Origin of the sequence: Streptomyces populi (assembly GCF_002911015.1) — a bacterium.
Taxonomy (GTDB): domain Bacteria; phylum Actinomycetota; class Actinomycetes; order Streptomycetales; family Streptomycetaceae; genus Streptomyces; species Streptomyces populi.
In genome coordinates this window covers 53,705-67,240 of sequence record NZ_KZ626856.1, presented here as the reverse complement: position 1 = coordinate 67,240, position 13,536 = coordinate 53,705, and the positions used below count along the sequence as shown (strand labels likewise).

At 72.0% G+C, this 13,536-nt stretch carries 13 protein-coding genes; 6 read left to right on the top strand and 7 right to left on the bottom strand.

Going from position 1 to position 13,536, the window contains the following annotated elements:
* Positions 1–97: 97 nt before the first annotated feature.
* On the bottom strand, positions 98–1,549 hold the full coding sequence (locus tag CW362_RS11960; protein ID WP_103549380.1) for a peptidoglycan D,D-transpeptidase FtsI family protein: 1,452 nt from the start codon (positions 1,547–1,549) through the stop codon (positions 98–100).
* Positions 1,550–1,657: 108 nt separating this feature from the next.
* Positions 1,658–2,431, bottom strand: coding sequence for an IclR family transcriptional regulator (locus CW362_RS11955; RefSeq protein WP_103549379.1), 774 nt, complete (start codon positions 2,429–2,431; stop codon positions 1,658–1,660).
* A 132-nt stretch (positions 2,432–2,563) separates the two neighbouring features.
* On the opposite strand from CW362_RS11955, the gene CW362_RS11950 reads away from it, so the two are divergent.
* Together CW362_RS11950 and CW362_RS11945 are read left to right on the top strand one after the other, a co-directional pair.
* Positions 2,564–4,093, top strand: coding sequence for an aldehyde dehydrogenase (NADP(+)) (locus tag CW362_RS11950; protein ID WP_103549413.1), 1,530 nt, complete (start codon positions 2,564–2,566; stop codon positions 4,091–4,093).
* A 382-nt stretch (positions 4,094–4,475) separates the two neighbouring features.
* The gene (locus CW362_RS11945; RefSeq protein WP_103549378.1) at positions 4,476–5,084 is read left to right on the top strand and encodes a DUF1349 domain-containing protein; all 609 of its coding nucleotides are present in this window, start codon (positions 4,476–4,478) and stop codon (positions 5,082–5,084) included.
* Here CW362_RS11945 and CW362_RS11940 read toward each other — a convergent pair.
* Positions 5,044–6,429, bottom strand: a complete 1,386-nt coding sequence (locus tag CW362_RS11940) for an MFS transporter (RefSeq protein ID WP_103549377.1) — start codon at positions 6,427–6,429, stop codon at positions 5,044–5,046. The genes CW362_RS11945 and CW362_RS11940 overlap by 41 nt on opposite strands.
* Positions 6,430–6,499: 70 nt before the next feature.
* On the opposite strand from CW362_RS11940, the gene CW362_RS11935 reads away from it, so the two are divergent.
* The 4 genes from CW362_RS11935 (at position 6,500) to CW362_RS11920 (ending at position 9,994) form a co-directional block, all read left to right on the top strand.
* Positions 6,500–7,495: a GlxA family transcriptional regulator gene (locus CW362_RS11935; protein WP_240657755.1), complete on the top strand. Its 996-nt coding sequence runs from the start codon at positions 6,500–6,502 to the stop codon at positions 7,493–7,495.
* On the top strand, positions 7,492–8,031 hold the full coding sequence (locus CW362_RS11930; RefSeq protein WP_206300933.1) for a GNAT family N-acetyltransferase: 540 nt from the start codon (positions 7,492–7,494) through the stop codon (positions 8,029–8,031). Before CW362_RS11935 ends, CW362_RS11930 begins: the two co-directional genes overlap by 4 nt.
* 79 nt (positions 8,032–8,110) lie before the next feature.
* A complete protein-coding gene (locus CW362_RS11925) occupies positions 8,111–8,827 on the top strand; it encodes a DsbA family oxidoreductase (protein WP_103549375.1) in 717 nt (238 codons plus the stop codon).
* Positions 8,828–8,941: 114 nt separating this feature from the next.
* Positions 8,942–9,994 (top strand): aminotransferase class V-fold PLP-dependent enzyme, encoded by a 1,053-nt coding sequence (locus CW362_RS11920; RefSeq protein WP_103549374.1) that lies wholly within the window; start codon positions 8,942–8,944, stop codon positions 9,992–9,994.
* Between the two features lie 70 nt (positions 9,995–10,064).
* Here the strand turns inward: CW362_RS11920 and thpD are convergent, their stop codons facing one another.
* The 4 genes from thpD to ectA all read right to left on the bottom strand — a co-directional run bounded on the left by thpD (position 10,065) and on the right by ectA (position 13,370).
* The gene (thpD, locus tag CW362_RS11915; RefSeq protein WP_103549373.1) at positions 10,065–10,952 is read right to left on the bottom strand and encodes an ectoine hydroxylase; all 888 of its coding nucleotides are present in this window, start codon (positions 10,950–10,952) and stop codon (positions 10,065–10,067) included.
* 7 nt (positions 10,953–10,959) lie between these two features.
* Positions 10,960–11,364 (bottom strand): ectoine synthase, encoded by a 405-nt coding sequence (locus CW362_RS11910; protein ID WP_103549372.1) that lies wholly within the window; start codon positions 11,362–11,364, stop codon positions 10,960–10,962.
* Positions 11,365–11,511: 147 nt separating this feature from the next.
* Positions 11,512–12,783 carry a diaminobutyrate--2-oxoglutarate transaminase gene (ectB, locus tag CW362_RS11905; RefSeq protein WP_103549371.1) on the bottom strand — a complete coding sequence of 424 codons (1,272 nt, stop codon included), beginning with the start codon at positions 12,781–12,783 and terminating at the stop codon, positions 11,512–11,514.
* Between the two features lie 47 nt (positions 12,784–12,830).
* Positions 12,831–13,370 (bottom strand): diaminobutyrate acetyltransferase, encoded by a 540-nt coding sequence (gene ectA, locus CW362_RS11900; protein ID WP_103549370.1) that lies wholly within the window; start codon positions 13,368–13,370, stop codon positions 12,831–12,833.
* Positions 13,371–13,536: the final 166 nt, after the last annotated feature.

The window sequence follows — 13,536 nt, the reverse complement described above, 5'->3', positions numbered from 1 at the left end:
GTGAGGCGGCCGGACCGCGCGGCGGGTCCCGCACGTGACGAGGCGGCCCCGCGCCCGATCGGGCGCGGGGCCGCCTCGCGTACGGGCCGGGCGAGCCTCAGCCCTTCAGCGCCGCGCGCATCATCGCCTTGGCGACCGGCGCCGCCAGTCCGTTGCCGCTGACCTCCGAGCGCGCCGCGTCCGACTGCTCGACCATCACCGCGACGGCCACCTCCTTGCCGTTCGTGTCGGACTTCGCGAACGAGGTGAACCAGGCGTACGGCGTCTTGCTGTTCTTCTCGCCGTGCTGGGCCGTGCCGGTCTTGCCGCCCACGGTCGCGCCGGGGATCAGGGCGTTGGTGCCCGTGCCGTCCTCGACGACCGTCTGCATCGCGGACCGGAGCTGCTGCGCCGTCTCCGAGCTGACGATCCGCTCGGTCCCGGCGCTGTCGTCGTAGTCCCTCAGCACGTCGCCGTCGGCATCGCTGGTCTGCGACACCATGTGCGGCGAGACCAGCTTGCCATCGTTGGCAATAGCGGCGGACACCATGGCCATCTGGAGCGGGGTCGCGGTGACGTCGTACTGCCCGATGCCGGTCAGCGCCGTGGACGACTTGTCCATGTCCTTGGGGTACACGCTGGCGTACGCCCGCACCGGCACGTCCTGCTCCGTGTCGTTGAAGCCGAACTTCTCCGCCATCGCCCTGACCTTGTCCTGGCCCAGGTCGACCGCCATCTTCCCGAAGACGTTGTTGCAGGAGTACTGGAGCGCGACCCGGATCGAGGCGTTCTCGCAGGGCGCGGACGCGTTCTCGTTCCTCAGTTTCGTCGTCGTGCCCGGCAGGAGGTACGGGTCCGGGCTGTCCGTCTTCGCGTCCACGTCCGCGTAGAGCCCGTCCTCCAGCGCGGCGGCGGCCACGACCAGCTTGAACGTCGAGCCCGGCGGCAGCGGCTGCCGCAGCGCGCGGTTGACCAGTGGCTTGTCGGGATCCTTGGTCAGCTTCTTCCAGACGCTGTCGTTGCCCGCGCTGATCGACGTCGGGTCGTACGACGGCGTCGAGGCGACCGCGAGGATCTTGCCGGTCTTCGGGTCGATCGCGACGGCGGCGCCCTTGTTGCTCCCGAGCGCGTTGTAAGCGGCCTTCTGCACGGCCGGGTCGATCGTCGTGACCACGTCACCGGGGTCGGCGTGCTTGTCGGTGAGCGTGTCCAGCGGGTTCTTCAGGGAGATGTCCGAGCCGTCCAGCAGCTTCCGGTAGATGCCCTCCAGCTGGGTCGCCCCGTAGACCTGGGAGCTGTAACCGGTGACGGCCGCGTACAGGCTGCCGTCCTTGTACGTCCTCTTGTACTTGAGATCGCTCCCTGTCGTCCGCGCGGAGCCGGTGATCGCCTCCCCGGCCACGATGATGTTCCCGAGCGGGTTCGCGTACAGCGCGATCGCGTTCCGCCGGTTTTCCTTGTCGTCCGCGAGCGCCCGGCCGTCGTAGAACTGCACCCAGGTCGCCCTGACCAGCAGGGAGAGCACGAGCAGCAGAGTGAAGACGGCGGTACGCCTGATCGTCTTGTTCATCCCGCACTGAAGGACGAGCGGTCAGGGGTGAATCGTTCCCGTCCGCCCGTTTTTCTCATCGTTCCCTCATGAGGCCGATGCCTCACGAGGGGTGCCGGGCCCCTTCCGTCAGAGCCTGCGGGTGGCCAGGGTGAGCCGGTCGCGGGCGTCGAACAGGGCGTCCTTGACCATCTGCTCGTGCGCGGGGGTGAGCCGGGCCACGGGGACGGAGCAACTGATCGCGTCACGGGCGGGCGTGCGGTACGGGATCGCCACGCCGAAGCAGCGCAGCCCCAGCGTGTTCTCCTCGCGGTCCACCGCGAAGCCCTGCTCCCGCACCTGGTGCAGCTCCTCGATGAGCTTCTCCCGGTCGGTGATCGTGTGCTCGGTCAGCGCGGGGAGCGTCTCCGGCAGCATCTTGCGGACCTGCTCGTCGCCGTACGTGGCCAGCAGCGCCTTGCCGAGCGAGGTGGAGTGGGCGGGGAGCCTGCGGCCGACCCGGGTGAAGGGGCGCAGATAGTGCTGCGACTGCCGGGTGGCCAGATAGACGACGTTCGTGCCGTCCAGGCGCGCGAGGTGGATCGTCTCGGTGGTGTCGTCGGAGAGGCGGTCGAGGGTGGGGCGGGCCGCGGCGACCACCTCGTCGCCGTCGATGTAGGAGGTGCCGACCAGCAGGGCCCGTACGCCGATGCCGTACCGCGTGCCCGTCGCGTCCGTCTCGACCCAGCCGAGCTCCACGAGCGTGCGCAGCAGCATGTACAGGCTGGACTTGGGATATCCGACGGCCTCCTGGACCGCGGCGAGGGAGTGCATTCCGGGCCGGTCGGCGAAGTACTCCAGCAATTCAACGGTCCGCACCGCGGACTTGACCTGCGCCCCGCCGCCTGTCTCGCCTGCCGACATCGCCCTTGACCCCTTCGTTGGACGGGAAATAGTCTCCGAGCAGGAAATTCACCATCAGAGACAGCGTTCAGCATATCGAACACACCTGGTGAGTGACACACGAACGTGGCATCACATGTGAAGGGACCCGCGGTGGCAGCAGCACCAGTCTGGAGTGTCGACCCCCGTACCGGGAAGCAGCGGGAACAGGTCGCGGTGGAGGCCACCGGCCAGGAGGTGGACGAGGCCGTCCGCGCCGCGCACGCCGCGCGTCCCGCCCTCACCGACCGCACCGTACGCGCCGCGTTCCTGCGCACCGCCGCCGACCTGCTCGAAGGCTCCGCGGACCTGCTCGTCGAGGCCGCCGACGCGGAGACCGCGCTCGGCCCGGTCCGGCTCACCGGAGAGCTCGCCCGCACCTGCTACCAGTTGCGCGCGTTCGCCGGGATCGTGGACGAGGGCGCCTTCCTCGACGTCGTGATCAACCACCCCGACGCCACCGCGACCCCTCCGATCCCGGACCTGCGCCGCTACAAGGTGCCGCTGGGCGTCGTCGCCGTGTACTCGGCATCGAACTTCCCCTTCGCCTTCTCGGTGGCCGGCGGCGACACGGCGAGCGCGCTGGCCGCGGGCTGCCCGGTCGTCGTCAAGGCCCACCCCGACCACCCGGCGCTCTCCGAGCTGGTCGCGGCCGTCCTGCGCCGCGCGGCGGCCCGGCACGGGATCCCCGAGGGCGTCGTCGGCCTCGTGCACGGCTTCGAGGCCGGTGTCGAGCTGGTCCGGCACCCGCTGGTCACGGCGGCCGGGTTCACCGGGTCCGTCCGCGGCGGGCGCGCGCTGTTCGACGCGGCCGCCGCGCGCCCGGTGCCGATCCCGTTCCACGGCGAGCTCGGCTCCCTCAACCCCGTCGTCGTCACCGAGGCCGCGGCCGTCGAACGCGCCGAGGAGATCGGCACGGGACTCGCCGGCTCGATGACCCTGGGCGTCGGCCAGTTCTGCGTGAAGCCGGGCCTGGTGCTCGCCCCGGCCGGTGAGGCGGGCGACCGGCTGCTGAAGTCCCTGACCGACGCGGTGAGCGGCACCGCCGCCGGGGTCCTGCTCGACCACCGCATGCGCGACAACTTCATCGCCGGGGTCGCCGAGCGCGCCGGGCTCCCGGACGTCCAGACCCCGGTGACACCGGGCGCGGGCGGCGAGCACACCGTGAGCCCCGGCTTCCTGACCGTGCCCGCGAGCAGGCTCGCGGCCGAGGGCGAGCACGACCTGCTCCTCGAGGAGTGCTTCGGGCCGCTCACGGTCGTGGCGCGCTACGAGGACGAGTCCGAGGCGGGCGCGGTGCTCTCCCGGCTCCCCGGCAACCTCACGGCCACCGTGCAGCTCTCCGCGGAGGAGGCCGCGGGCGAGGGGCGCGGCGCGGAGATCCTCGCCGAACTCACCTCCCTCGCGGGCCGGGTCCTGGTGAACGGCTGGCCGACCGGCGTCGCCGTCGCCCCGGCCCAGCACCACGGAGGGCCGTACCCCGCGACGACCTCGACGTCCACCTCGGTCGGCGGCACCGCCATCGAGCGCTGGATGCGGCCGGTGGCCTACCAGGGCGTGCCCGAGGCACTGCTGCCGCCCGAGCTGCGCGACGACAACCCGCTGGGGCTCCCGCGCCGGTACGACGGCCGACTGGAGCGCTGACGCCTCGCGGCGGGCGGACCGGTGCGTTGCGCCTCGCGGCGGGCGGACCGTGCGGAGGCGGGCCACGTCCCGTTCCGTGCCGGTCCGCCCGGCGGCGGGCCCGCTGCGGTTCCGCATCGGTCCGCCCGGCCGTGGACCTGCTCCGGTTTCCGTGCCGGTCCGTTCGGCTGCGGGTCCGATCCCTTTCCGTGCCGGTCGGTCCGGTCGCGGGCCCGCTCCGGTTTCCGTGCGGGTCGGTTCGGCTGCGGGTTCGCTCCGGTTTCGTTCCGGTCGGTCCGGTCGTGGGCTGCTCGGGCTTCGTACGGGACGGGACGGCACCGGCGGCTGACGGGTCGGACCAGTGCCCCCGTGGGGCGGGCGCGGACCTGAGAGACTCGGGGGCATGGACGTCACGCTCCCCGAACTCCCCTTCTCCTTCCGTACGTACGGCCCCGACGGGAACTGGTCGTACGAGGACGGCGTGCTCACCGGCTGGGCCGGGCCCCGGCAGGACCGCTTCGTGCCGCCCACCGGCGAAGGCCTCGACCCGGCCTCCGACGCACCGCGGCTGCTGGGCTCGCCGGAGGGCGACTTCCAGCTGATCGCCCGCGTGACCGTCGGCTTCGGGGCGGCCTTCGACGCGGGCGTGCTCTACGTCCACGTGGGGGAGCGGGCCTGGGCGAAACTCTGTCTGGAGTACTCCCCGGACGTGCCCACCGTCTGCACGGTGGTCACCCGGGAACACTCCGACGACGCCAACTCCTTCACGGTGGACGGCAGTTCCGTCTGGCTGAGGGTGAGCCGCACGGGCCGCGCCTTCGCCTTCCACGCCTCCCGCGACGGCGAGCGGTGGACCTTCGTGCGCCTCTTCACCCTGGGCGGGGAGAAGGAGACGGGCGCGGCGCTGGTCGGTTTCATGACCCAGTCGCCGATGGGTGAGGGCTGTGTGGTCACCTACGACCACATCGAGTTCAGGCCCGCCTGGCCGAGCGACCTGAGAGACGGACACTGAGGGCTGACGTCACCGTGAGCAGGGCCGCGGCGGCGGCCAGGCTCAGCCGCATCCCGGCCTCGAACCCGCTCGCGACCAGCGCCCCGAACACCGCGATCCCCAGGCCCCCGGACACCTGCCGGGCGGAATTGAGCACCCCGGCCGCCAGCCCCGCCCGTTCGGCGGGCACGGCGTCCATCATCGCGGCGGTGAGCGGCGGCACCGTCAGCGCGCACCCCAGCGCCAGCGGGACCAGCAGCAGCGCCACCAGCGCCGGGGGAGTACGGGCGTCGACGCAGAGGAGCCCGAGCAGCCCGGCGACGGCCACCGGCTGTCCCACCAGCATCGGCAGCCGCGGCCCGTGGCGTTCCGTGAGCTTGCCGGCCACCACGTTCGTCACCGCGATCAGGCCCGTCATCGGCAGGAACAGCAGCCCGGCGCCCAGCGCGGAGCGGTGCTGGACCTGCTGGAAGAAGAGCGAGAAGACGAACACCACGCTGTAGAAGGCCACGCTGACGGCCGAGCCGACGGCGACCGCCGTGGCCACGGTCCGGTCGCGGAACAGGCCGAGCGGCACCACCGGGTGCGGCTGCCGCTTCTCGATCCACAGGAACGCGGCCCCCGCGACGACGGCCACCGCGGCCGCGACGCCGCCCGCCGTCCCGCCCTCGATCACCGCGAACGTCAGCGCGGCGAGGGCCACCACCGCCGTCAGCTGGCCGGGCAGGTCCAGCGGGGCCGGCCGGGGCCGGGAGCGCGGGGCCCGCACGAGCAGCACGAGGATCGCCGCGCCCACCGGCAGATTGACGAAGAAGACGCCGCGCCAGCCCCAGGCCGTGGTCAGCGCGCCGCCCGCCACCGGGCCGAGCGCCACCGCCAGCGAACCGCCCGCCGCCCAGGCCGCCACGGCGCGGGCCCGCCGGGCCGGCTCCGGGTACGCCTGGCGCACCAGCGCCAGCGAGGCCGGGAGCACGACCGCCGCCGCCGCCGCGCCCTGCGCCACCCGGGCGCCGATCAGCGCCGACAGGTCCGGGGCCAGTCCGCAGGCCGCCGAGGCGAACGTGAACACCGCGGTGCCCAGCGCGTACGCCCGGCTCGCCCCGGCCCGGTCCGAGAAGGCGCCGGTGGACAGCATCAGCGCGGCGAAGGCCAGGGTGTAGGCGTCCACCACCCATTGCAGACCGGACATCCCGGCGTCGAACGAGGAGCCGATCGCGGGCAGGGCCACGTTCACCACCGACGCGTCGAGACAGGTCAGCGCGAAGCCGAGCAGCGCGGCGGTGAGGGTGAGCGCGGGCTTCCCGGGACCCAAGTCCCGCTGTTCGAGGCCGGGTTCGTGGGCTCTGGAGATCTGGTTCGTCGGCATGTCCCCATGCTGGTGACACCCGGCGCCGTACAGTAGTGGCCTGAATGCCATGCGTCCGGAGGTTCTGGCCATGCCCGACCGTCCCGCCCCGCACCGCGTCGCCGTCATCGCCCCGTCCCCGGTCGCGCTGTTCAACCTCGCGATGCCGGAGATGCTGTTCGGCAAGGTCGAGGTGGACGGCCGGCCCGGTTACGAGGTGGTCGTCTGCACGGCCGAGCCGGGACCCCTGCCCACGACCGGCGGACTGGACCTGTACGTCCCGCACGGTCTGGAGGCCGTGCGGGAGGCGGACACGGTGGTCGTCGCCGGCACCGGGGCACCGTTCGAGCCGGACCCGCGGATCGTGGCGGCCGTCCGCGAGGCGGCCGCCGCCGGCAAGCGCGTCGCGTCCATCTGCACCGGCGCCTTCCAGCTCGCCGAGGCCGGTCTGCTCCAGGGCCGCCGGGCCACCACGTACTGGGCCCACGCCGACGAGATGCGCAGGCGCTACCCGCAGGTCGACCTGCGCGGAGACGTGCTCTACGTCCAGGACGGGCCGTTCCTCACCTCCTCCGGCTACGCCGCCGGCATCGACCTGTGCCTGCACGTCATCCGCACCGACTACGGCGCCGCCGTCGCCAACGAGGTCGCCCGCGGCGCCCTGGTCGCCCCCGTACGGCCCGGCGGCCAGACCCAGTTCACCCACACCCCGCTGCCCCCCGAGCGCGGCGACGCCTGCGCCGACACCCGGGGCTGGGCCATGCGCCACCTCGACAGGCCGCTCACCCTCGCCGACCTGGCCCGGCACGCGGGCGTCAGCGTGCGCACCCTCACCCGCCGGTTCCACGCCGAGAGCGGGGTCAGCCCCCTGCAATGGCTGCTCCACCAGCGCGTGGAACGGGCCAGGGAACTCCTGGAGACCACGACCCTGCCGATGGACCGGGTGGCCGCGGCCTGCGGACTCGGCACCGCCGACTCGCTGCGCGTCCACGTGGTGCGCAGGACCGGGCTCACCCCGAGCGCCTACCGGGCCCAGTTCAGCCGGCACGGAACCGCGACCGGAACGGTGACGTCCTCCGTTGCATGATCAGTGAACGTGTGACCGGCGCGCTGGTGATCCGCACCGCCCTGCCCGCCGAGGCCGAGACCATCGCCGATCTGCACGTCCGGGCCCGTTCGACGTACTACCCGGACGGTGTCCCGCAGGGCGACGTCGACTGGACCGAGGCGTGGCGCGGCTCCATCGCCCGCCCCGACGCGCATGTGCTGTGCGCCGTCGCACAGGGCCGGATCGTCGGCATCGCCTCCTTCCGTACCGACGAGGGCGCGCCCGCGGACACGGTCAAGCTCTTCCAGTTCCACGTCGACCCCGACCGCTGGCGGGCCGGGATCGGCAGGGCGCTGCACGCGGCCTGCGTGGAGCAGTGGCAGGCCGACGGGAAGCGCACGGCGACGCTCGACGTGCACACCGACAATCTGCGCGCGCAGGCCTTCTACGCCCGCCAGGGCTGGGTCCCCGACCCGGACAACCCGCCCGAGGAGGGCGATCACCACCTGTATCTGCGGTACGCCGTGGCCGGGCGCGCGGAGGGGGCCGGGAGCGCGCGGACGGCCGGGGAATGACCCGAGCCGCTTGAACGTTCACCTAAATGACGTCCCCGGAGGGTGTCCCGTATCCGCACGACCTGGAGAGAGCCGAAGAATGCGCGTCGAGATCTGGTCCGACATAGCCTGCCCCTGGTGCTACGTCGGGAAGGCCCGTTTCGAGAAGGCGCTCGACGCCTTCCCGCACCGTGACGAGGTCGAGGTCGTGCACCGCTCCTTCGAGCTGGACCCCGGCCGCGCCAAGGGCGACGTCCAGCCCGTGATCACGATGCTCACCAAGAAGTACGGGATGAGCGCGGCACAGGCGCAGGCGGGCGAGGACAACCTCGGCACCCAGGCCGCCGCCGAGGGACTCGCGTACCGCACCCGGGACCGCGACCACGGCAACACCTTCGACATGCACCGCCTGCTGCACCTGGCCAAGGCGCGCGGCCGCCAGGACGAGCTGATAGGCATCTTCTACCGGGCGAACTTCGCCGAGGAGGCGACCGTCTTCGGCGACGACGAGCGGCTCGTGGAGCTGGCCGTCGCCGCCGGGCTCGACGCCGACGAGGCCCGCGCGGTGCTCGCCGACCCGGCCGCCTACGCCGACGACGTCCGCGCCGACGAGCGCGAGGCCGCCGAGCTGGGCGCGAACGGCGTCCCCTTCTTCGTCCTGGACCGCACGTACGGTGTCTCCGGCGCGCAGCCCGCCGAGGTCTTCGCCCAGGCGCTGGCCCAGGCCTGGGGCGAGCGTCCGCAGCTCACCCTCGTACAGGGGGAGGACGCCGAGGCCTGCGGCCCGGACGGCTGTGCCGTTCCGCAGGACCGGTAAGGGCGGGCAGGGGCTCCGGCGCCGCAGGTCGGAGCCCATTCATAAGCACCGCTTGGGGGAACCACGTAGAAGTCCGCAATGGACTTGGGCACGGTCCGGGCCCACAGTGGTCCCATGGAGACCTTCGAGACCCTCGTCCGTGCCGAGTTCGCCCCGAAGAACACCTTTCTGAACACCGCGAGCACCGGCCTGCTCCCCGCCCGCACCGTCGCCGCCCTGCACGGGGCGGTGGCCCTGCGGTCCGAGGGCAGGCCGCTCGACCCCCTCTTCGAGGACGTCGAGCTGGCCCGCGCCTCCTTCGCCCGGCTGGCCGGTGTCCCGGCCGCCCGGGTCGCCGCAGGTCCGTCCGTCGCGGCCCAGACCGCGCTGGTCGCGACCGCGCTGGCCCCGGGATCCGAAGTGCTCACCGCCGAGGACGACTTCACCTCCGTGCTGAACCCGTTCCACGTCCGCGGCGACCTGAAGGTGCGCGCCGTGCCGCTGGAGCGGCTCGCCGAGTCCGTGCGGCCCGGCACGGCGCTCGTCGCGGTCAGCGCCGCCCAGTCCGCCGACGGGCGGATCGCCGACCTGCCCGCGCTGCGCGAGGCGGCCCGCGCCCACGGGGCGCGCACCTACGTCGACTTCTCGCAGGCCGCGGGCTGGCTGCCGGTCGACGCCGACGGCTACGACTTCACCGTGTGCACCACCTTCAAGTGGCTGCTGGGCCCGCACGGCGCGGCCTTCCTCGTGGTGCCCGAGGACTTCGGCGGACTCACCCCGCTCTACGCGGGCTGGGTCGCCGCGGAGCGGCCCTGGGACTCCTGCTACGGCCCGGTGCAGGAACTAGCCCACTCCGCCCGCCGGTTCGACGTCAGTCCCGCCCTGTTCACCTTCGCCGGGGTGCGCCACTCCCTCGCCCTGATCGAGGAACTCGGCGTGGACGCCGTGCACGAGCACGACCTGGCCCTCGCCGGACGGTTCCGCGCGGGGCTGGCCGCGCTGGAGCACGAGGCGCTGCCCGCGCCCGGCTCCGCCATCGTCTCCGTGCCCGGACTCGGCCACCGGCAGGGCGAGTTGAGCCGGGCCGGGATCGAGGTGTCGAACCGGGCGGGCAACCTGCGAGCGTCGTTCCACCTCTACAACACGCCCGCCGACGTCGACCGCCTCCTGGACGTGCTGGCCGGCTGACACGCCGGACGGTCCCGGGGAGCACGCGCTCCCCGGGACCGCCGGTCTCCCGCCCGTTCCGCCGGAGGCGTCACCGCACCGGAGTGAAGTCCCGCGCCCCGATGAACTCCGGCCTGCGCACGGGCGCCGCGAACGGTTCGACGGCCGTGTTCTCCACGCTGTTGAACACGATGAAGACGTTGCTGCGCGGGAACGGGGTGATGTTGTCCCCCGAGCCGTGCATGCAGTTGCAGTCGAACCAGGTCGCCGAACCGGCCCTGCCCGTGAAGAGCCTGATGCCGTGCCGGCTCGCGAGTTCGGTGAGCGCCTCGTCGGAGGGAGTGCCGGCGTCCTGCATCTGGAGCGACTTCTTGTAGTTGTCCTTCGGCGTGGCCCCCGCGCACCCGAGGAACGTCCGGTGCGACCCCGGCATGATCATGAGGCCGCCGTTGGTGTCGAGGTTCTCGGTCAGCGCGATCGAGACGGACACGGTCCGCATGTTCGGCAGACCGTCCTCCGCGTGCCAGGTCTCGAAGTCCGAGTGCCAGTAGAAGCCGCTCGCCCCGAAGCCCGGCTTGACGTTGATCCGCGACTGGTGGACGTACACGTCCGAGCCGAGGATCTGCCGGGCCCGGCCGACGACGCGCTCGTCGCGCACGAGACCGGCGAAGACCTCGCTGATCCGGTGCACCTCGAAGACGGACCGGATCTCCTGCGTCCTCGGTTCGACGACCGAGCGCTCGTCCGCGCGGACCGCCGGATCGGTGACGAGCCGCTCCAGCTCCCGCCGGTAGACGGCGACCTCGTCCTCGGAGAGGAGCTGCTCGACGGAGAGGAAGCCGTCGCGCTCGTAGGAGTGCAGATCGGGGACCGAGATCGGGCCGGGTTCGTCCGGAGCGCCCCAGACGACCGGGTCCTGGCGGGGCACGGCCACTTCGGTGGCGGCGCGGCTGGGGTACGGATCGGTGAGTGTGGTCATCGGTGTGTCACACCTCCTCGGGTTCGGTGAGCAGGGGGTAGACGCCGTTCTCGTCGTGGTCCTCCCGTCCGGTGACGGGCGGGTTGAAGACGCAGACGCACCGGAAGTCGGTCTTCGGGCGCAGGGTGTGGCGCTCGTGGCCGTTCAGCAGGTACATCGTCCCGGGGGCGATCCAGTGCTTCTCGCCGGTCTCCTCGTCGGTGAGTTCGGCCTCGCCCTCCACGCAGAGCACGGCCTCGATGTGGTTCGCGTACCACATCGAGGTCTCCGTACCCGCGTACAGGACCGTCTCGTGCAGGGAGAAGCCGACCTTCTCCCTGGCGAGGACGATGCGCTTGCTCTCCCACGTACCGGTCGCCGCCTTCACGTGCCGGTCGGTTCCTTCGAGTTCCTTGAGCGAACGGACTATCACGGTGGTGCGATGCCTCTCTCTCGTGCCTCTCGCGGGGCTTCTCGTGCTCGGGCTTCTCGTGCCCGCGTCTCTCGTGCCCGCGTCTCTCGTGCCCGGGTTTCCCGTGTTCGTGCCCGGCCCGCGCGTCCCGTGGCGCGCGGGCGCCGGTCAGGCGGTCTCGGCGACCGCGCGGGTCAACGTGCGCAGGCCCTCGTCGAGTTCGTCGGGGGTGACGGTGAGGGCGGGCAGCAGTTTCACGACCTCGCTCTCCGGGCCGGACGTCTCGACGAGCAGCCCGAGTTCGAAGGCGCGCCGGGCGACCCGGCCGGCGCGCGCCTTGTCCTTGAACTCGAGCCCCCAGACGAGTCCCCGGCCCCGGTACTCCTTGACGTCGGCGAGGTTCTCCTCGGTGACGGAGATCAGCGCCTGCTCGATCTGCTCGCCACGGGCCCGGGTCTGCTTCTCCATCGCGGACCCGTCGGTCCAGTAGGCCTCCAGGGCGGCGGCGGCCGTCACGAACGCCGGGTTGTTGCCGCGGAAGGTGCCGTTGTGCTCGCCCGGCTCCCAGATGTCCAGCTCGGGCCTGAACAGGCACAGCGACATCGGCAGCCCGTACCCGCTGATGGACTTGGACACCGTCACGATGTCGGGCACGATCCCCGCCTCCTCGAAGGAGAAGAACGCCCCGGTCCGCCCGCAGCCCATCTGGATGTCGTCGACGATGAGCAGCATGTCGCGGCGCTCGCACAGGGCGGCGAGCGCGCGCAGCCACTCGGGCCGCGCGACGTTGATCCCGCCCTCGCCCTGCACGGTCTCGACGATCACCGCGGCGGGCTGGTTCAGCCCCGAGCCCTGGTCCTCCAGGAGCCGTTCGAACCACAGGAAGTCCGGCACCTGCCCGTCGAAGTAGTTGTCGAACGGCATCGGGGTGCCGTGCACCAGCGGGATGCCCGCGCCCGCCCGCTTGAAGGCGTTGCCGGTCACGGCGAGCGAACCGAGCGACATTCCGTGGAAGGCGTTGGTGAACGACACGATCGCCTCGCGCCCCTTCACCTTCCGCGCGAGCTTCAGCGCCGACTCGACGGCGTTGGTGCCGGTCGGGCCGGGGAACATCACCTTGTACGGCAGGTCGCGCGGCCGCAGCACCAGGTTCTGGAAGGCCTCGAGGAAGCCGCGTTTGGCGGTCGTCGACATGTCGAGCCCATGGGTGACGCCGTCGCGCTCCAGGTAGTCGATCAGGGCCCGTTTGAGCACGGGGTTGTTGTGGCCGTAGTTCAGCGACCCGGCACCGGCGAAGAAGTCGAGGAACTCGTGTCCGTCCTCGTCGTACATGCGGCTGCCCCGGGCCCGGTCGAAGACGACGGGCCAGTTGCGGCAGTAGCTGCGCACCTCCGACTCCAGGGTCTCGAAGACGCTGAGGTCGGGCTGGGTGATGGTCAAGGCGATTCGCTCCTCGAAGCGTGGGGGGGGAGGGGAGGAAGGAGGGGTCAGGCGGAGAACGGGCCGATGCGGTACAGCACTTCGGGGTCGTGCGGCCCGTCGGGGAACTGCGCCGTCCCGAACAGCACCTCGCGCTCCACGGCCGCGCCGTGACGCCGCGCGTACGACGTGAACAGGCGCTCGGAGGCGGTGTTGCCCGGAGTGATGGTGGTCTCGACGGCGGACAGCCCGCGCTCGGCCGCCACCCGCGCGGTCAGCCCGTCGAGCAGGCGCGCGGCCAGTCCTTTGCCGCGGTGCGCCGCGTCGACGGCCACCTGCCACACGAGGAGCGTCCGGGGACGCTCGGGGCGCACGTACCCGGTGACGAAACCGACGGGCCGTCCGTCGGCGTCACGGGCCACCGCAGTGGTGCCGGCGAAGTCACGGCACCACAGCAGATAGCTGTACGAGGAGTTCAGATCGAGGGTCCGGGAGTCCTTGGCGATACGCCAGAGGGCGGCCCCGTCGGCCACCTCCGGACGGTCGATCCGAAGGCCCTCGGGCATTTCCAGGAATTTCGCTGACAGGTCTGCTTGGGCGACGGTCATGCGGATTGAATTTACCGACGGAAAGCTTGGATTGCATCGTCGGACCGGGTTACGGATGCATCGGTGATGTGTTATCACGCGCCCGTGAGGGAGTGGCGGCGACCGTGGGTATATGGTTGCTTCCGCCCGGAAAATACCCCAGAAAAGGGGTGCGCTGTGGAGTGCG

What these genes read in the sequence shown, in the direction of transcription:
- CW362_RS11940 (WP_103549377.1), bottom strand. Translation starts at nt 6,429, where the DNA reads ATGCCGACGAACCAGATCTCCAGAGCCCACGAACCCGGCCTCGAACAG.
- thpD (WP_103549373.1), bottom strand. Translation starts at nt 10,952, where the DNA reads ATGACCACACTCACCGATCCGTACCCCAGCCGCGCCGCCACCGAAGTG.
- CW362_RS11920 (WP_103549374.1), top strand. Translation starts at nt 8,942, where the DNA reads ATGGAGACCTTCGAGACCCTCGTCCGTGCCGAGTTCGCCCCGAAGAAC.
- CW362_RS11945 (WP_103549378.1), top strand. Translation starts at nt 4,476, where the DNA reads ATGGACGTCACGCTCCCCGAACTCCCCTTCTCCTTCCGTACGTACGGC.
- ectA (WP_103549370.1), bottom strand. Translation starts at nt 13,370, where the DNA reads ATGACCGTCGCCCAAGCAGACCTGTCAGCGAAATTCCTGGAAATGCCC.
- CW362_RS11925 (WP_103549375.1), top strand. Translation starts at nt 8,111, where the DNA reads ATGCGCGTCGAGATCTGGTCCGACATAGCCTGCCCCTGGTGCTACGTC.
- CW362_RS11935 (WP_240657755.1), top strand. Translation starts at nt 6,500, where the DNA reads ATGCCCGACCGTCCCGCCCCGCACCGCGTCGCCGTCATCGCCCCGTCC.
- CW362_RS11955 (WP_103549379.1), bottom strand. Translation starts at nt 2,431, where the DNA reads ATGTCGGCAGGCGAGACAGGCGGCGGGGCGCAGGTCAAGTCCGCGGTG.
- CW362_RS11960 (WP_103549380.1), bottom strand. Translation starts at nt 1,549, where the DNA reads ATGAACAAGACGATCAGGCGTACCGCCGTCTTCACTCTGCTGCTCGTG.
- CW362_RS11930 (WP_206300933.1), top strand. Translation starts at nt 7,492, where the DNA reads ATGATCAGTGAACGTGTGACCGGCGCGCTGGTGATCCGCACCGCCCTG.